At 72.4% G+C, this 16,401-nt stretch carries 17 protein-coding genes and 2 pseudogenes; 9 read left to right on the top strand and 10 right to left on the bottom strand.

The window, feature by feature from the left end; translation table 11 throughout:
- Positions 1–136: 136 nt before the first annotated feature.
- The 3 genes from QOL88_RS05830 (at position 137) to QOL88_RS05820 (ending at position 3,122) form a co-directional block, all read left to right on the top strand.
- On the top strand, positions 137–1,723 hold the full coding sequence (locus QOL88_RS05830; RefSeq protein ID WP_179878780.1) for an ABC transporter substrate-binding protein: 1,587 nt from the start codon (positions 137–139) through the stop codon (positions 1,721–1,723).
- A 93-nt stretch (positions 1,724–1,816) separates the two neighbouring features.
- Positions 1,817–2,500 carry a uracil-DNA glycosylase gene (gene ung, locus QOL88_RS05825; protein WP_097215408.1) on the top strand — a complete coding sequence of 228 codons (684 nt, stop codon included), beginning with the start codon at positions 1,817–1,819 and terminating at the stop codon, positions 2,498–2,500.
- 121 nt (positions 2,501–2,621) lie between these two features.
- A complete protein-coding gene (locus QOL88_RS05820; RefSeq protein WP_097215407.1) occupies positions 2,622–3,122 on the top strand; it encodes a hypothetical protein in 501 nt (166 codons plus the stop codon).
- Between the two features lie 15 nt (positions 3,123–3,137).
- Here QOL88_RS05820 and QOL88_RS05815 read toward each other — a convergent pair whose 3' ends face one another.
- The 3 genes from QOL88_RS05815 to QOL88_RS05805 form a co-directional block, all read right to left on the bottom strand.
- The gene (locus QOL88_RS05815; protein WP_097215406.1) at positions 3,138–3,659 is read right to left on the bottom strand and encodes a hypothetical protein; all 522 of its coding nucleotides are present in this window, start codon (positions 3,657–3,659) and stop codon (positions 3,138–3,140) included.
- 123 nt (positions 3,660–3,782) lie between these two features.
- A complete protein-coding gene (locus QOL88_RS05810) occupies positions 3,783–4,295 on the bottom strand; it encodes a DinB family protein (RefSeq protein ID WP_097215405.1) in 513 nt (170 codons plus the stop codon).
- A 43-nt stretch (positions 4,296–4,338) separates the two neighbouring features.
- Positions 4,339–4,929: a TetR/AcrR family transcriptional regulator gene (locus QOL88_RS05805; protein ID WP_097215404.1), complete on the bottom strand. Its 591-nt coding sequence runs from the start codon at positions 4,927–4,929 to the stop codon at positions 4,339–4,341.
- Positions 4,930–5,011: 82 nt separating this feature from the next.
- Between QOL88_RS05805 and QOL88_RS05800 the strand changes: the two genes are divergently transcribed.
- Both QOL88_RS05800 and QOL88_RS05795 read left to right on the top strand, forming a co-directional pair.
- Positions 5,012–6,205: an FAD-dependent monooxygenase gene (locus QOL88_RS05800; protein WP_097215403.1), complete on the top strand. Its 1,194-nt coding sequence runs from the start codon at positions 5,012–5,014 to the stop codon at positions 6,203–6,205.
- Between the two features lie 4 nt (positions 6,206–6,209).
- The gene (locus QOL88_RS05795) at positions 6,210–7,115 is read left to right on the top strand and encodes a Gfo/Idh/MocA family protein (RefSeq protein WP_097215402.1); all 906 of its coding nucleotides are present in this window, start codon (positions 6,210–6,212) and stop codon (positions 7,113–7,115) included.
- Here QOL88_RS05795 and lnt read toward each other — a convergent pair.
- The gene (gene lnt, locus QOL88_RS05790) at positions 7,039–8,604 is read right to left on the bottom strand and encodes an apolipoprotein N-acyltransferase (RefSeq protein ID WP_097215401.1); all 1,566 of its coding nucleotides are present in this window, start codon (positions 8,602–8,604) and stop codon (positions 7,039–7,041) included. The genes QOL88_RS05795 and lnt overlap by 77 nt on opposite strands.
- 130 nt (positions 8,605–8,734) lie before the next feature.
- Positions 8,735–9,205 carry a nuclear transport factor 2 family protein gene (locus tag QOL88_RS05785; RefSeq protein ID WP_097215400.1) on the bottom strand — a complete coding sequence of 157 codons (471 nt, stop codon included), beginning with the start codon at positions 9,203–9,205 and terminating at the stop codon, positions 8,735–8,737.
- 96 nt (positions 9,206–9,301) lie between these two features.
- On the opposite strand from QOL88_RS05785, the gene QOL88_RS05780 reads away from it, so the two are divergent.
- A complete protein-coding gene (locus QOL88_RS05780) occupies positions 9,302–9,904 on the top strand; it encodes a DUF4291 domain-containing protein (RefSeq protein WP_097215399.1) in 603 nt (200 codons plus the stop codon).
- 41 nt (positions 9,905–9,945) lie between these two features.
- On the opposite strand, the gene QOL88_RS05775 is transcribed toward QOL88_RS05780, so the two are convergent.
- From QOL88_RS05775 to QOL88_RS05765, 3 genes and pseudogenes are all read right to left on the bottom strand, one after another.
- Entirely contained in the window at positions 9,946–10,125 is a 180-nt protein-coding gene (locus QOL88_RS05775; RefSeq protein ID WP_097215398.1) for a hypothetical protein, read from the bottom strand.
- 109 nt (positions 10,126–10,234) lie between these two features.
- Complete coding sequence (locus QOL88_RS05770; RefSeq protein ID WP_097215397.1) at positions 10,235–11,110, bottom strand: undecaprenyl-diphosphate phosphatase; 876 nt, start codon at positions 11,108–11,110, stop codon at positions 10,235–10,237.
- A 159-nt stretch (positions 11,111–11,269) separates the two neighbouring features.
- Positions 11,270–11,463: pseudogene (locus QOL88_RS05765) on the bottom strand (winged helix-turn-helix transcriptional regulator); the annotation flags it as partial.
- Between QOL88_RS05765 and QOL88_RS05760 the strand changes: the two are divergent.
- A pseudogene (locus tag QOL88_RS05760) lies at positions 11,463–11,750 on the top strand (steroid 3-ketoacyl-CoA thiolase); the annotation flags it as partial. The pseudogenes QOL88_RS05765 and QOL88_RS05760 sit on opposite strands and share 1 nt — an antisense overlap.
- 17 nt (positions 11,751–11,767) lie before the next feature.
- Here the strand turns inward: QOL88_RS05760 and QOL88_RS05755 are convergent.
- Complete coding sequence (locus QOL88_RS05755; protein WP_097215396.1) at positions 11,768–12,559, bottom strand: TVP38/TMEM64 family protein; 792 nt, start codon at positions 12,557–12,559, stop codon at positions 11,768–11,770.
- Between the two features lie 340 nt (positions 12,560–12,899).
- Here QOL88_RS05755 and tuf point away from each other — a divergent pair, with 340 nt between their 5' ends.
- Both tuf and QOL88_RS05745 read left to right on the top strand, forming a co-directional pair.
- Positions 12,900–14,069 (top strand): elongation factor Tu, encoded by a 1,170-nt coding sequence (gene tuf / locus QOL88_RS05750; protein ID WP_097215394.1) that lies wholly within the window; start codon positions 12,900–12,902, stop codon positions 14,067–14,069.
- 112 nt (positions 14,070–14,181) lie between these two features.
- Positions 14,182–15,027, top strand: coding sequence for a spermidine synthase (locus QOL88_RS05745; RefSeq protein WP_097215393.1), 846 nt, complete (start codon positions 14,182–14,184; stop codon positions 15,025–15,027).
- Here the strand turns inward: QOL88_RS05745 and QOL88_RS05740 are convergent.
- Positions 14,989–16,293 (bottom strand): MFS transporter, encoded by a 1,305-nt coding sequence (locus QOL88_RS05740; protein ID WP_097215392.1) that lies wholly within the window; start codon positions 16,291–16,293, stop codon positions 14,989–14,991. The two genes, QOL88_RS05745 and QOL88_RS05740, sit on opposite strands and share 39 nt — an antisense overlap.
- Between the last annotated feature and the right edge of the window lie 108 nt (positions 16,294–16,401).

Raw genomic sequence — 16,401 nt, 5'->3', positions numbered from 1 at the left:
ACAGGCACCGCACAGGGCGATGACAACGTCGTCACAGGTTTATCGATCAAGAGGTCATGGACGGGGGAGGGCCGGCGGGCGTGGCACTGCGGTATGGTCTGCCGACCCTTGGTATGGCAGATCGAGGAGCGTGCGCGTGTTCAACCGGAACCGATGCCTGCGGCGGGTGGCGGCCATCGCGTCCATATCGGCCCTGCTCGCCGGGTGTGGCGTGCTGTCGTCCGATACGCCGGAGGACGAAGGACCGATCGTCGTGGGCACCACCAGTGCGCCCAGCACGCTCGACCCTGCCGCTTCGTGGGACAGCTCCTGGGAGCTGTTCCGCAACATCTACCAGACGCTCCTGAGCTATCCGACGGGTGCGAGCACGCCCCAGCCGGACGCCGCAGAGAAGTGCGGCTTCAGCGACGCCTCGAACCAGGTCTACCGCTGTGAGCTGCGCGAGGGCCTGAAGTTCTCCAACGGAGACGCGCTCAACGCCCAGGCGGTGAAGTACTCGTTCGACCGGATCCGCAAGATCAACGTCAACGGCGGCCCCGCGGGTCTGCTGGGCAGCCTCGAGCGGGTCCAGGCGCCGAACGATCGCGAGGTGATCTTCCACCTCAACAAGCCGGACGCCACCTTCCCGTTCGTGCTCGCCACCCCCGCCATGTCGATCGTGTCCCCGGCGGCCTACCCGGAGAACAGCCTGCGCAAGGGCAGTGACGTGGTCGGGTCCGGGCCGTACACCCTCGACTCGTACTCCGACGGCAAGGAAGCCGCCCTCGTCCGCAACGACTCCTACCAGGGTTACGCGGAGCGCCGGAACGACGCGGTGACCGTCCGCTACTTCCAGGACTCCGCCACCATGGTGGAGGCCCTGCGGGACGAGAAGATCGACGTGACCTACCGCGGTCTGGCCGCGGGCGACGTCGTCGAGCTCCAGAGCAAGTCCTCTGCAAACGAGGAGATCCAGCTCGTCGAGGGCACCGGCACCGACATCAACTACCTGGTGTTCAACCCGAAGGACTCCTGGGCGAACAAGAAGGCCGTGCGCCAGGCCATCGCGCAGGTCGTCGACCGGGCGGCGATCGCCCACAAGGTCTACAAGGACACCGTCGACCCCCTGTACTCCATGGTCCCCAAGGGCCTCACCGGCCACACCACGGGCTTCTTCGACGACTACGGCGACCCCGACATCGCCAAGGCCCGCAAGATCCTCACCGAGGCGGGCATCAACCAGCGCGTCCCGCTCACCCTCTGGTACACGAGCGACCGCTACGGCTCCGAGACCGCCGGGGAGTTCAAGGAGCTGAAGCGCCAGCTCGAAGCGTCCGGCCTGTTCTCGATCAGCCTGAAGAGCCGCCCCTGGAAGACCTACGTCGAGGGCTACCAGAAGGGCGAGTACCCGGTGTTCGGTCGTGGCTGGTTCCCCGACTTCCCGGACGCCGAGAACTTCATCGCGCCGTTCGTCGGCGACCAGAACGCCCTCGGCACGCCTTACCCGGCCCCCGAGATCACCGGCGATCTGTTGCCCCGCTCGCGCCGGGAGAGCGACCGCGCGAACGTGGTGAAGGAGTTCGAGGAGGCCCAGCAGGTCCTCGTGGACGACGCGCGGCTGCTGCCGCTGTGGCAGGGCCGGCAGTACGTGGCGGCCAGCCGGGACGTCTCGGGCGCGGAGCGGGCCATGGACCCGTCGACGATCATGATGATGTGGGAGCTGCACCGCAAGACCGCCTGGTAGGCGGTCCGCCGGCGGGCGCTCCCGGGCGCGTTGTCAGTGGTCGCCTGTAGGTTCTGTGGCCGGGAAGTGACCGCACATCGTGAGGACGTTGACGTGACCGACATCGCCATGCTGCCCGAGTCCTGGCGCGGGGTTCTGGGCGACGAGCTGCAGCAGCCCTGGTTCGAGGAGCTGACGGAGTTCGTCGAGGAGGAGCGGGCGAAGGGTCCCGTCTATCCGCCGCGCGAGGAGGTCTTCGCGGCGCTGGACGCCACGCCGTACGACGGGGTCAAGGTCCTGATCCTCGGTCAGGACCCGTACCACGGCGAGGGGCAGGGGCACGGGCTGTGCTTCTCGGTCCGGCCGGGTGTGCGCATCCCGCCGTCCCTGCGCAACATCTACAAGGAGATGCACCAGGAACTGGGCACGCCGATCCCGGACAACGGCTATCTGATGCCGTGGGCCGAGCAGGGCGTCCTGCTGCTCAACGCGGTGCTCACGGTCCGCGCGGGCGAGGCCAACTCGCACAAGGGCCGCGGCTGGGAGAAGTTCACCGACGCGGTGATCCGGGCCGTGGCCGAGCGCCCCGACCCGGCCGTCTTCGTGCTGTGGGGCAACTACGCGCAGAAGAAGCTGCCCCTGATCGACGAGTCCCGGCACGTCGTGGTCAAGGGCGCGCATCCCTCGCCCCTGTCGGCGAAGAAGTTCTTCGGCTCGCGCCCCTTCACACAGATCGACGAGGCGGTGGCGGCGCAGGGGCACACGCCGATCGACTGGACGATCCCGAACCTGGGCTGAGGCCCGGAGCCGTACGGCCGTGCCGTCACGGGCCCGGCGCCGTCCGGAGCCGCCTGAGCCGGATCGCCCCCGCCTGCGGTTAGCGTCGGCTGCAACAGCCGACGAGTGCGCGGAGGGCGTCGTGGCGGAGCGGCAGGAGCAGACGGCGCCGGATGCCGTGCTGACCCGGATCGGGCAGGTCGTCATGCTGCACCACGCCGGTGACCGGGAGGAGGCCCGGCACCGGCTCCTCGGCCTGTGGACGGAGCTCGGCGAGCACGGCGACCCGCTGCACCGCTGCACCCTCGCCCACTACCTGGCCGACACCCAGGACGACCCGGCGGACGAACTGGCCTGGGACCTGCGCGCGTTGACGGCGGCCGAGGAGGCGAGGCAGGAGGCGCTCGCGGTGACCGCGGTGATCGCGCTCTACCCCTCCCTGCACCTGAACCTGGCCAACGACTACATCAGGCTCGATCGCCGCGACGCCGCACGCACGCACCTGCGGTGGGCCCGGGAAGCCGCCCTGGCCCTCGCCGACGACAGCTACGGCGAGGGTGTGTGGGCGGCCATCGGACGGCTGGAGTCCCGGCTGGGGGAGGACGGCCCGGGGTCGTGGACGCCGCCGCGGCAGCGTCCCTGAGGCGGGTGCGGCGGGTCAACGCCCGTACGTGTCGCGGCAGATCGTCGCCTCCGGGCTGTCCGCCCGCCACCCCCCGTAGCGCCTGCCCAGCGCGCACACGTCCGAGCTGTCCGGGACGCTCCCGTGGACGTCTTGCCGTACCGACTCCGACCCGTCCGCAGGGCGGTGGTGCGACCGCTGGGGGCTGCGCGGGGCGGGGTCGGGGTGTCCCGGACGGGCGGGGCGCGGGCGGGCGTCGTGGTGGCCGGGCTGGGAGGTCCCGTGCTCCGGCGAGACGGCCGCGGGCGTGGTGGCGGGGCGGGGAGCCGACGCGGCCGGTGTCGGGCGGTGCGACGCCTCTTCGATGAGTTGCAGGGCTTCCCGGGCCGGGGCCTGCACGATCTGTGTCTCCGCCTCGCCCTCCGGCTGAGGCGCCGACGGCCGGGACGGGGCCGCCGAGGGCGCCGGCGCGGAGGGGTGCGGGACCGTCGTACAGCCGGAGAGGGCCGAGACCGCCACGGTCACCAGGAGCGTCGCTGTGGTCGTCGTTCGATGCACCCCGCAACTCTGGTGCGTCCGGCCCGCGGTGGGGCGGCGGACAGGCGGAGGATGCCCCGCACGGGTGATCCCGCGCCCCGTACGGAGGGCGCCGGTGCGACAGGGGTGACGGCTGGGGCGGCGTCAGTCGCCGGTCGCGCCGTCGATGCGCTCGCGGAGCAGGTCGGCGTGGCCGTTGTGCCGTGCGTACTCCTCGATCATGTGCGTGTAGAGCCACCGCAGGTTGAACCGCTCGCCGGTGCGTCGGTGCTTGCCCTCGGTGATGTCGTCCAGGCCGAAGCGGGCCGCGTTGCGCCGGGCGGTCTCGATCTCGGACTGCCAGGTGGCGTACGCCTCCTCCCACGTGTCGGACTCGGACAGATGGAACTCACCGTCCGGATCTTCCTCGGTGTAGTAGATCGGGCCGGCGTCCTCGGCCGCGAGCACCTTGCGGAACCAGTTCCGCTCGACCTCCGCCATGTGCCGCACCAGTCCCATCAGGCTCAGCTCGGACGGTTCCACCGCGGCGGTGCGCAGCTGGGCGTCGGTCAGGCCCTCGCACTTCCAGGCGAGGGTCTGGCGGTGGTAGTCCAGCCAGCCCTCCAGCATCGTGCGCTCGTCGGCGGTGGTGGCGGGCTCTCGGCGTTCGTTGGTCATGGACGCATCCTCTCCGACCGGCCTCCGCCGCACCACAAGATTTTCAGCTCCCGAGCATCCCCTCCAGCAGTTCCCGCAGTCCGGCCCGGACCTCCTCCAGGCTCGGTGTGTCCGCGCCGAACGACCCCGCCACGCAGCTGAACATCAGCCCGTCCGCCCAGGCGATCAGCGACAGGGTGTGCCGGGCCGGGTCCGTCGAGCCCATGCCGGTGACCAGGGCGGTCAGCTGGTCCCGGAAGCGGGCGCCCGTGGCGTCGAAGAACGCCCGCAGCTCGGGGCGGCGCGTCGCCTCCAGGGCCAGTTCGTACCGGGCGAGGGTCAGCGCGCGGTTGTTCGTCAGGGCCCGGTGGGCCGCCAGGGCCAGTGCGTCCACCAGCGAGCCGGTCCCGGCCGCCGGATCCGGCAGCTCGTGCAGGGCCAGCACTCGCGCCTCACGGTCGGCCAGCCGCCGCACCGCCAGTTCCAGCAGGGCCTGCCGGGTCCGGGCGAGATTCGACGTGGAGCCCTGGGGGAGTGCGGCCGCCTCGTCGACCGCCCGGTGCGTGAGACCGCGCATCCCGCGCTCGGCGAGCAGGGCGAGGGCGGCGTCGGCGACGAGGTCGGAGCGGCTGGGACCGGCGTTGCTTACGGACATGGGGCTCACGCTATCCGTCCGACTACAGCTGTAGTAACGTCGGCGGCGTCACTACAGATGTAGTCGCATACGAGGAGGAGCCATGGCACCACGTCGGCACGCCGTCGTGATCGGCGGCGGTATCGGAGGCCTGACCGCGGCGGTCGCCCTGCACCGGCGCGGCCTGCGGGTCACCGTGCTGGAGCGGGCCCGTTCGCTGGAGCCGGTCGGCGCGGCGATCTCCCTCGCGCCCAACTCCCTGCGCGCACTGGACGTCATCGGCCTCGGCGACGAGATCCGCGACCTCGCCGCCTGGTCGGGGGACGGAGGCCTGCGCGCTCCGAGCGGGCGGTGGTTCTCCCGCTCCTCCGCCGAGGCCGCCGCCGAGCGCTTCGGCGGCCCGCTCGTGCTGCTGCCCCGCGCCACCCTGATCGAGCGTCTCGCCGCCCTGCTCCCGGCGGACGCCGTCCGCACGGACGCCGCCGCGGTGCTCGCCGACAGCGGAGGACCCGGCCGGGCGGCCCGCGTCACGACCGCGGACGGCGACCTCGAAGCGGACCTGGTGGTCGGTGCGGACGGCGTCCGGTCCGCCGTGCGCGGGGCGCTTTTCCCCGCCCATCCGGGGCCCGTCTACTCCGGCTTCACCACCTGGAGGGTCGTGGTTCCCGTCCCCGGCGCCCGGTTCGCCTCGCACGAGACCTGGGGCCGGGGCCGCCTCTGGGGCACCCACCCGCTGAAGGACGGTCGCGTCTACGCCTACGGCGCCGCCCTGACACCGGCCGGCGGGCGGGCGCCCGACGACGAGAAGTCCGAGCTGCTGCGCCGCTTCGGCGACTGGCACGACCCGATCCCCGCCGTGCTGGCCGCCGCCCGGCCCGAAGACGTCCTGCGCCACGACGTGCACCACATCGCCGAACCCCTGCCCGCCTACCACCAGGGCCGGGCCGCCCTGCTCGGCGACGCCGCACACGCCATGCCCCCGAGCCTCGGCCAGGGCGGCAACCAGGCGATCGAGGACGCCGTCGTGCTCGCCCACCACTGCGACGACCTCGCCGCCTACACCGCCGCCCGGCTGCCGCGCACGACCGCCATCGCACGCCAGGCCGTGAAGGCCGCCCGGCTCAGCCTCATGAGCAGCCGGGCCGGCATCGCCGTGCGCGACACGGCCGTCGCCGCACTGTCGAAGGCCGGGCCCGCCCTGTTCCTGCGCGGCTTCGACGGCATCGCCGACTGGGCGCCCCCGCAGCGGCCGTATGCTTCCGGGCAGACCCCGGCAGGCAACCGTTGGAGGAGATGACCCCGTGAAGGTCGGCTGCATCGGACTCGGTGACATCGCGCAGAAGGCCTACCTTCCGGTCCTCGCCGTCCAGCCCGGGGTCGAACTGCACCTGCAGACCCGTACGCCCGCCACGCTGGACCGGGTCGCACAGGGCCTGCACATCCCGCGGGAGCGGCGGCACACCACCCTCGACTCCCTGCTCGCTACGGGCCTCGACGCGGCCTTCGTGCACGCGCCCACGCTCGTGCACCCGGAGATCGTGACGCGGCTGCTGGAGGCCGGCGTACCCACCTACGTCGACAAGCCGCTCGCCTACGAACTCGACGACTCCGCGCGGCTGGTGGCGCTCGCGCAGGAGCGGGACGTGAGCCTCGCCGTCGGCTTCAACCGGCGCTTCGCCCCCGGCTACACGCAGTGCGCGGACCATCCGCGCGAGATGATCCTGATGCAGAAGAACCGCATCGGGCTGCCGGAGGAACCCCGCTCGATGATCCTCGACGACTTCATCCACGTCGTCGACACCCTGCGGTTCCTGGTGCCCGGCGAGATCGACGACGTGACCGTGCGCGCCCGGGTCCGGGACGGGCTGCTGCACCACCTGGTGCTCCAGCTCGCCGGGGACGGCTTCACCGCGCTCGGCGTGATGAACCGGCTCAGCGGTTCCGCCGAGGAGATCCTCGAGGTGTCCGGGCAGGACACCAAACGGCAGGTGGTCAATCTCGCCGAGGTGGTCGACCACAAGGGGCAGCCGACCGTGCGGCGGCGCGGGGACTGGGTGCCGGTGGCCCGCCAGCGCGGGATCGAGCAGGCGGTGCTCGCGTTCCTCGACGCGGTCCGGGCGGGCAAGGTGCTCAGCGCCCGGGACGCGCTGGAGACCCATGAACTGTGCGAGCGGGTGGTACGCGCGGTTCAGGAGCGGACCGCCTGAGCCGCAGGGTCCGTGAGCCCTCGCCGACGGCCCACAGGGCGAGGATCACCATCGCCGCGTGCACCGTCCAGTCGCCGTGGCGGACGTAGGGCGTGGTGCCGTGGGCGAGGGGGACGTCGTAGATCCGCGCGGCCGAGGCGTCCGTGGCGAGCCATGAACCGATGCGCTGTCCGTCCGGGCCGTAGACGGCGGAGACGCCCGTCAGGGTCGCGTGCACCATGGGGCGGCCGGTCTCGGCGGCGCGCAGCGCGGCCAGCGACGCGTGCTGCTCGGGCGCCCAGCTGTGCTGGAACGTGGAGGTCGACGACTGGCCGATCATCACGTCGGCGCCCTCCCGCGTGAGATGGCGGGTCATGTCGGGGAAGGCGGTCTCGAAGCACACCAGCGGGCCCACGCGCAGGTCGTCCCCGACGTTCATCACGATCGGCTGCGAGCCGCGCTTGCGGTCCTCGCCCGCGGCCTTGCCGACGGAGGTGGCCCAGCCGAACAGGGACCGGGCCGGAATGTATTCGCCGAACGGCACGAGCCGCATCTTGTCGTAGCGCTCGCCGGTCAGGCCCTCGGGCCCGACCAGGATCGAACTCTTGTAGATACCGGGCTTGTCGGAGCGCCGGGCGTCCACGTTGACCAGGATGTCGGCACCCGTCGCGCGGGACAGGTCCGCCAGTCGCCGGGCGAGGTCGGTCCGGTCCCCGAGGTCGAAGCCGACGCTGCTCTCGCCCCAGACGATCAGGTCGACGTCCTGGCCGGCGAGTCGGCGGGTGAGCTGCTCCTCGCGGGCGAACCGGACGTCCGGGCCGACGATGACGCCCGGCTGCACGACGGCGATCCTGACCTGGCCGTCGACGGGCGGGCGGGGTGAGAAGGCCCAGGCGGCCGAGGTGGCGGCGGCCGTGGCGACCAGACCGGCCACGGCGGGCACCCGGGCCCGGCGGACCGCGACGAGGACGGCGACCGCGACGTTGACGGCCACGAGCAGGTAGCTGAGCAGCCACACCCCGCCGACCGAGGCGAGCCGCAGCGCGGGCTCCGCCTGCCATTGGCTGCTGCCGAGCATGCCCCAGGGGCCGCCGAGCCCCTGCCAGGAGCGGACCAGCTCGACGGCCAGCCAGCCCGACGGCAGCACCACGAGCGCCACCGCGACCTGACCGGGGGAGGGGAGGCCGCCGAGGAGACGGCGCACCAGCCAGCCCCACGGGGCCCACATGGCGCCGAGGAGGGCGGCGAGGACGATCGTGAACACGTGCAGGCTCGGCAGCAGCCAGTGGTGCATGGCCAGCATGAAGCCGAGGCCGCCGCACCAGCCGTCGAGGGCGGCCCGCTTCCCGGTCGGCGCGGTGCGCAGCAGCAGGATCCAGGGGACCAGGGCGGCGTACGCGCACCACCACAGCGACGGCGCGGGGAAGGCGAGGACGGGGAGGGCGCCCGCGACCGCCGCGGCGGCCGAGCGGCGCCAGGGGGAGGCGAGCGAGTGGCCGAGCGTCTTCATGGGCGCCTCCTACCCGCGGGTGCCTCCAGTGTGCGCCCTGCGGACGATCTAGGGCACAGGACGCCGGGTCAGTTGACCACAGGTGCCCTCTTCGGCTCGGGAAGGCGCCGACCGCTGCTCCCGAGCCCGGTCAGGTGGCCACGGGTGCGCTCTTCGGCTCGGGAAGACGCCGCCACTTCTCCCGTACGACCACCTCGCTCAGCCGCCAGCCGTCGGCCGTGCGCAGGGCCGCGAAGGCGTACCGGCCGCCGCACACGAAGTCCGGGGCGGGCCCGGCGGTGGCCATGGGATTGACGTAGTCGGCCTGGACCGCGGCGGTGTCACCGGTGTCCTGCTCCCAGATCCCGAAGCGCACCCGCCGGTTGACGATCAGGTGCTGCCGCATCGGGAACAGCCGCAGGCTCTCGGCGAGCCACGCGGCGACCGCCCGGGCTTCTCCCTCGATGCCGCCGGCCGAGCGGTAGTCCGCCCGCCCGCGAGGGGCGAACAGCCCCCGGTACGCCTCCCAGTCGCCGTCGTCGACCGCCACCGCGTAGTCGGTGATCAGCCCGTCCACGGCCAGCCGGTCTCTCACGGTAGCGAGCTCCACGCGCTGCGTCATCGGATCAGTGTTGGGCATGGCGGGGGCCGGGCCAAGAGCCGTGCGTGAGCGATATTCGGTGGCCGCCGACCGGCGACCGGGCCCAGCCTGTCCTTCGTGAACGAACGACACGAACCCAGGTTCCAGGTGCGCGCCCGCCACACCGGGTCCACGATCACCGTCTACCAGGCCTACCGCCCGGAGATCGGCGGCCCCGCCGCCCGTCACGGCCGCTTCCCGGCCGCATGGAAGCGGGAGCGCATGACATGGATCAAGCCGTCGTTCCTGTGGATGATGTACCGCTGCGGCTGGGGCTCCAAGGAGGGCCAGGAGACGGTCCTGGCGATCGAGATCGACCGCGAGGGCTTCCTCTGGGCGCTGCGCAATGCCTGCCTGTCCCATCACGTCCCCGCCCTGCACGGCGACCACGCCTCCTGGAAGCGGCAGTTGAGGCAGGCGCCCGCGCGGGTGCAGTGGGATCCGGAACGGGACCTGCACCTCGACCCGCTGCCGCACCGGTCGCTTCAGCTGGGGCTCGCCGGGGAGGCGGCCGCGCGCTACGCGGACGAGTGGATCATGGGGATCGAGGACGTCACGCCGCTCGCCACGCAGATCCACGGGCTGGTGCGGGCGGGTCGACTGGATTCGGCCGCGGGTCTGTTGCCCGAGGAGCGGCCTTTGGACCTCGACGACGAGGTGCTGGCGCGGCTGCGCGCCTAGAGGGGGGAAGGGACGGGGGGAAAGGCGACTGCGGGGGCTGCTCAGGCCGCCTTGACGACGCTGCCACGGATCGCGGCCGCCCACTCGACGACGAGCAGCTCGTACTCCGCGCGCTCCTCGGCCGACAGGGTGCCGCCCGTGCGCTGCCACAGCGCACGGATCTCGTCGTTGACCTCGGCAGCGGACCGCACGGAACCAGGGGTCACGAAATCGGGGGACATGCGGACAAGCCTAGGGGCAGCCACTGACAGCCCGCTACCGGACGGCTACCCGATGCCTATGCGGTTGGTCACGAGAGCGGGGTCACACGGCCCCGGAACACGCCCCGGATCAGCCCGCCGACTCGGCCGCGTGCGGGCTCAGGGCACCCATGCTGACCAGGGCGATGATGAGGATGCCGAGCGCGATGCGGTAGTAGACGAACGGCATGAAGCTCTTGGTCGAGATGAACTTCATGAACCACGCGATCACCGCGTACCCGACGCCGAAGGCGATGATCGTCGCGAAGATCGTCGGACCCCACGACACATGGCCGCCCTCCGTGGCGTCCTTCAGCTCGAACGCGCCCGAGGCGAGCACCGCGGGGATGGCGAGCAGGAAGGAGTAGCGGGCCGCGGCCTCGCGCTTGTAGCCCATGAACAGGCCGCCGCTGATGGTGGCGCCGGAGCGGGAGACGCCCGGGATGAGCGCCATGGCCTGGCAGGCGCCGTAGATCAGGCCGTCCCGGACGCCCAGGTCCTCCAGGGCCTTGCGCTGCTTGGGCGCGCGGTGCTTGCCGCCGCTCTCGTCGCGGGCCGCGAGCCGGTCGGCGACGCCCAGGACGATGCCCATGCCGATCAGCATCGTCGCGGTGATCCGCAGATCGCGGAACGGCCCCTCGATCTGGTCCTTCAGCGTCACGCCGAGCACACCGATCGGGATCGAGCCGACGATGACCAGCCAGCCCATCCGGGCGTCCGGGTCGCTGCGCAGCGCCTTGTTCGTCAGTGAACGCGTCCACGCCGAGATGATCCGCCCGATGTCCTTGCGGAAGTAGATCAGCACGGCCGCCTCGGTGCCGATCTGCGTGATCGCCGTGAAGGCCGCGCCCGGGTCCTCCCAGCCCGAGAAGGCCGCCGTCAGCCGCAGGTGGGCGCTGGAGGAGACGGGGAGGAACTCGGTCAGCCCCTGGACGAGTCCGAGGATGAGTGATTCGAACCAAGACATGAGGTAGCGGAGTCCAAGTGCCGATCGTGGGAACGGACGACGGGCGCACCGGGCCGCCGTTGCGAGGAACGGGGGATCATGTGCGCCGAGGGGGAAGCGTAGCGTCCCCGGGAGGCCGCCAGGACACAGGGGTTTGGAAGCCGCCGTTGACCAGGGCGATCAGGCGACGGTGGATCCGGTCACCGTCCAGCCCGGTGCCTGGGGGCGGGCCGTGAGGTCTTCGTGGCGCACCTCGTCGCCGCAGGCCCGGCAGGTGACGGCCGGGGGGTGAGGGGACGGCCGCAGGAGTGCTCCAGGACCATCGGCCGGTCGCCGTCCGCCCGGAGATGACGGTCGCCCCACGCCATGAGGGAAGGTGCTGCGCAGGGCCTCGCTGACCCTCGACGACATCGACCTGTTCGAGGTCAACGAGGCGTTCTCCAGCGTCGTACTGGCCTGGCGGCAGGAGACCGGCGCCGACCTCGCCCGGGTCAACGTGCACGGCGGGGCCATCGCGCTCGGGCACCCCCTCGGCGCGAGCGGCACCCGGCTGACGACGACACTGGTGCACGCGATGCGGCAACGAGGCGCCCGGTACGCGCTCCAGACCATGTGCGAGGCGGGTGGACTCGCCAACGCCATGGTGCTGGAGCGGGTCTAGCCGGGTGTGACAGGGCGTCAGAGGCGGCGCAGCTGGTGCCGCTTGCGCCAGGCCACCACCACGCCCCCCAGCGCGGGCAGGGCGATGCACGCCATGGCGATCAGGAAGGCGGGAGAGGTCGGGGTGGAGGCACGGGCGCCCGCGACGGCGTAGGCGGCGGTGTTCGGGATCGAGCCGAGGCCCGTGGCCAGCAGGAACGGCAGCAGGCCCATGCGGGAGACGGAGGCGCAGTAGTTCGCGGCCCAGAACGGCACCCCCGGGAACAGGCGCACCATCAGCATCGACCGGAAGCCGTGCCGGCTGAGCTGGCCGTCCGCGGCCTTCAGCCAGCGCCCCCGCAGTAGCGGCCGCAGGGCGTCCTGGCCCAGGGTCCGGCCCAGGCAGAAGGCGATCCCGGCGCCGAGCACCGTGCCCGTCAGGGCCACGCCCAGGCCGAGCTGTGAACCGAACAGGGCGCCGGCCGCCAGGTTCAGCAGCGGCCTCGGCACGAACGCCACGGTGCACACGCCGTACGCCACCGTGAACACGGCCGCCGCCGCGGCGCCACCGAGCTGTGGCGGCCAGCCCTCCGTCAGCAGCCGCTGCGGCTCGAACAGCAGCACCCCGCACGCGCCGGCGGCGAGCAGCACGACGAGCAGGGACAGCCGCGACCACGGGGAGAGCAGAACTCTCGTGCAGCGAGCGGCGAAATGGGTCGGTACGGCGGGCGAGACGGTCGTTGCCGGGGGAACGGCGACGGCGAGCTCCGCGGCGGTGGCCCGGGGAGAGGCCGTGGCGGTGCCCCCAGAGCGAGTGGTGGCATCGAGCATCCGGTGACACTAACCGACACATGTGTGTGATCGCCGTATGGTTCGTCTCACGAGCGTCACAACCGGCGGTGCCCAACCCCCTACGCGGGCAACCGAAAACCATTCGACGTGCGGTAAAGCGTCGGCAATGATCGACGACATGTTCCGGCACGCCTTCGCCCTCGCAGCATCCGTGGTCACGGGTGCCCCGAAGGCTGCCGTCGTCGATCTCACGGCCGTCATGGACGGCGCCCGAAGCTGACCCTCTCCGGTTCGTCCGGCGGACCCCGCAAGGGGAGGGTCGGGCAGGTCCTCGGGGTCCCACTTCTTCTTCGCTGAGCAGACGCTTCGAGGTACAGCCATGTCCAAAACGGCTTATATCCGCACGAAACCGCATCTCAACATCGGCACGATGGGTCATGTCGACCACGGCAAGACCACGTTGACCGCCGCCATCACCAAGGTCCTCGCCGACCGCGGCAGTGGCGCGTTCGTGCCGTTCGACCGGATCGACCGAGCGCCCGAGGAGGCGGCGCGCGGCATCACCATCAACATCGCGCACGTGGAGTACGAGACCGACACCCGGCACTACGCGCACGTCGACATGCCGGGCCACGCCGACTACGTCAAGAACATGGTCACCGGCGCCGCCCAGCTCGACGGGGCGATCCTCGTCGTCTCCGCGCTCGACGGGATCATGCCGCAGACCGCCGAACACGTCCTGCTCGCCCGGCAGGTGGGCGTCGACCACGTCGTGGTCGCCCTCAACAAGGCCGACGCGGGCGACGAGGAGCTGACCGACCTGGTCGAGCTGGAGGTCCGCGACCTGCTCACCGCGCACGGCTACGGCGGCGACTCCGTACCCGTCGTACGCGTCTCGGGTCTGAAGGCGCTGGAGGGGGACCCGCGCTGGACGGCGTCGATCGAGGCGCTGCTCGACGCGGTGGACACGTATGTGCCGATGCCGGAGCGGTATCTGGACGCGCCGTTCCTGCTGCCGGTGGAGAACGTGCTGACCATCACCGGGCGGGGGACCGTGCTGACCGGGGCGGTCGAGCGGGGTGTGGTGCGCGTCGGCGACCGGGTCGAGGTGCTCGGGGCCTCCGTCGAGACGGTGGTCACGGGGCTGGAGACGTTCGGGAAGCCGATGGAGGAGGCGCAGGCCGGGGACAACGTGGCGTTGCTGCTGCGGGGTGTCCCGCGGGATGCCGTCCGGCGGGGGCACGTGGTGGCCGCGCCGGGGAGTGTGAAACCACGGCGGCGTTTCTCGGCGCAGGTGTACGTCCTGTCGGCCCGGGAGGGCGGGCGGACGACGCCCGTCTCCTCCGGGTACCGGCCGCAGTTCTACATCCGGACCGCGGACGTGGTCGGGGTGGTCGACCTCGGTGAGGTGGCGGTGGCCCGGCCCGGCGACACCGTTGCCCTGACCGTGGAGCTGGGGCGGGAGGTGCCGTTGGAGCCCGGTCTCGGCTTTGCGATCCGTGAAGGTGGCCGCACGGTGGGGGCGGGGACAGTCACCGTAGTCGGCTGAGGTCGTGGGGGGCTGCGGGGCCCTTGTGGCTGGTCGCGCTCGCGCGGCGGAGCCGCATATCGGAACAGCCCCGCGCCCCTTGCGGGCGTTGCCGCGCAGGCACAATGAAGGGGTGAACGAGCCTGTACCAGTCGCCCGGTCCGTCGACCACGGGTTTGCCAAGCTGATGCCCGACGTCGACCGGGAACGGGCCTGGCTGCTCACCGTGGACGGGGCGCCGCAGTCCTACGTCGATCTCGACGAACCCGGGCATCTGGAGTTCGAGTACACGCGGCGGCTCGGGCATGTGCTGGATGTCGTGGCCGAGCCGGGGCGGGCGCTGGACGTGGTGCATCTCGGGGGAGGGGCGCTCACCTTGCCCCGGTACCTGGCCGAGACCCGGCCGGGCTCGCGGCAGGACGTCGTCGAGGCCGACCGGGGGCTGCTGGAGCTGGTGTCCGAGCATCTGCCGTTGCCTCAGGGCGCGGACATCGCCCTGCACGCGGCGGACGCCCGGGCCTGGCTGGAGCACGCTCCCGCGGCCTCGGCGGACGTCCTCCTCGCGGACGTCTTCACCGGGTCGCGGGTGCCGGCACACCTGACTTCCGTCGCCTACGTCCGTGAGGCCGCGCGGGTGCTGCGGGGGAGCGGCGTGTATCTCGCCAATCTCCCCGACGCCGCGCCCTTCGCCTTCCTGCGGTCGCAACTCGCCACGCTCGGCACCGCCTTCGAGGAACTGGCGCTGATCGCCGAGCCGGGTGTGCTGCGGGGGCGGCGGTTCGGGAACGCGGTGCTCGTCGCCGGGCATCAGCCGATCGACGTCGCCGCCCTGGCCCGGCTCACCGCCGCCGACGCCTTCCCGGCCCGGGTCGAAGACGGCACCGGGCTACGGAAGTTCATCGGAGGCGCGCGGGCGGTGCGGGACGAGGACGCCGTGCCGTCACCCGAGCCCCCCGACGGGGCGTTCGGCATCGGCTGACGCGCGGTCCGTACCGCCCCGCGCCACCGGCGTGGTCCGGCGGCGCAGATCGCGGACGTCCGGTACACACAGCACGGCCGCCGTGACCAGGACGACCAGGCCGGCGCAGCCCCACAGGGCCGCCGTGCGGCCGAAGGCCACCTCCGCCGGGCCGGCCGCTGCCGTGGCGAGAGGCACCAGCGCGACGGAGCCGAACCAGTCGTACGCCGAGACGCGGGAGAGCTTGTGCTCGGGGATCTCCTGGTGGAGTGCCGTCATCCAGGAGACGCCGAACACCTCCACCGTCGCGCCGGCGACGAACATCACCCCGAACAGGACGCCGATCGGCACCGGCACGGCGAGGGCGGCCGAAGGCAGAGCCAAGGGGAACACGCAGAGGGTGCCGGCGAGGAGGAGACGGCGGGGCTTCCAGCGGGTCATGAGCAGGGCGCCGGCGACCGTGCCCGCGCCGAACGCGCCCAGGGCCAGTCCCCAGGGGGCCGCGCCGCCGAGGTGGTCACGGGCGACGAGCGGGCCGTAGACCGCGTCCGCGGCGGCGACGACGGCGTTGGCGACGGAGAACTGGACGACGATGCCCCACAGCCAGGGGCGGCCGGCGAACTCCTGCCAGCCGTCCCGCAGATCGGCGATCAGGCCGCCGCCCGGCGCGCGGGGCGGGATGTGGCCGACGTCGAGGAAGGCCCGCAGCGCCCCGGCGAGCGCGAAGGCCGCCGCGTCCGCCGCGAGCACCCAGCCGGGCCCGATCACCGCGACCATGGCGCCGCCGAGCGCGGCACCGCCGAGGACCGCGCCCTGCATCGCCATCCGGAACACGGCGAACGCGCGACCCGCGTGCTCGCCCTCGACCGAGGACATCAGCATGCCCTCGGCGGCCGGGCCGAAGAAGGCCTGGCCGGTGCCGCCGAGCGCGGCGAGCAGCATCATGTGCCACAGCCGGGGCTCCCCGGTCAGCACCAGCACGGCGAAGGCCGCCTGCGAGAGGCAGTTCAGGACGTTGGCCGCGACCATCACCCGGTGCCGGGGCAGCCGGTCCGCGACGGCGCCGCCGATCAGCAGGAACAGCACCAGCGGCAGGGTCCGCGCCGCCGCCACCAGGCCGACGTCACCGCCGTCGCCGCCCGTTTCGATGACCGCGAACGCCGCCGCCACCAGGGCGCCGTGGCTGCCCAGGCCAGTGACGACCGCGGCGGCGGTCAGCAGGGAGTAGTTGCGGCCCGCCCAGGCGGGTCTGCGGGGGCTCCGGGAGGAGGCGGTCGGGGACGTCACCGGCCGACTATCGCCGCTGGGGGCCCGCCCTGCCAAACCGTTTGCGCGGCGTCATGACGCAAAGCTGAGTTGATCTTGAATTGACCTTGGAACGGGGAAGAAGACGGG

Origin of the sequence: Streptomyces sp. Ag82_O1-12 (assembly GCF_900182715.1) — a bacterium.
GTDB classification, from domain to species: domain Bacteria; phylum Actinomycetota; class Actinomycetes; order Streptomycetales; family Streptomycetaceae; genus Streptomyces; species Streptomyces massasporeus.
This window is presented reverse-complemented; position numbering and strand designations above follow the sequence as displayed.

Bases quoted from the DNA above. Each gene is read 5' to 3' on its own strand.
- QOL88_RS05800 (WP_097215403.1), top strand. From the start codon at position 5,012: ATGGCACCACGTCGGCACGCCGTCGTGATCGGCGGCGGTATCGGAGGC.
- lnt (WP_097215401.1), bottom strand. From the start codon at position 8,604: ATGAAGACGCTCGGCCACTCGCTCGCCTCCCCCTGGCGCCGCTCGGCC.
- tuf (WP_097215394.1), top strand. From the start codon at position 12,900: ATGTCCAAAACGGCTTATATCCGCACGAAACCGCATCTCAACATCGGC.
- QOL88_RS05785 (WP_097215400.1), bottom strand. From the start codon at position 9,205: ATGACGCAGCGCGTGGAGCTCGCTACCGTGAGAGACCGGCTGGCCGTG.
- QOL88_RS05755 (WP_097215396.1), bottom strand. From the start codon at position 12,559: ATGCTCGATGCCACCACTCGCTCTGGGGGCACCGCCACGGCCTCTCCC.
- QOL88_RS05775 (WP_097215398.1), bottom strand. From the start codon at position 10,125: ATGTCCCCCGATTTCGTGACCCCTGGTTCCGTGCGGTCCGCTGCCGAG.
- QOL88_RS05770 (WP_097215397.1), bottom strand. From the start codon at position 11,110: ATGTCTTGGTTCGAATCACTCATCCTCGGACTCGTCCAGGGGCTGACC.
- QOL88_RS05805 (WP_097215404.1), bottom strand. From the start codon at position 4,929: ATGTCCGTAAGCAACGCCGGTCCCAGCCGCTCCGACCTCGTCGCCGAC.
- QOL88_RS05810 (WP_097215405.1), bottom strand. From the start codon at position 4,295: ATGACCAACGAACGCCGAGAGCCCGCCACCACCGCCGACGAGCGCACG.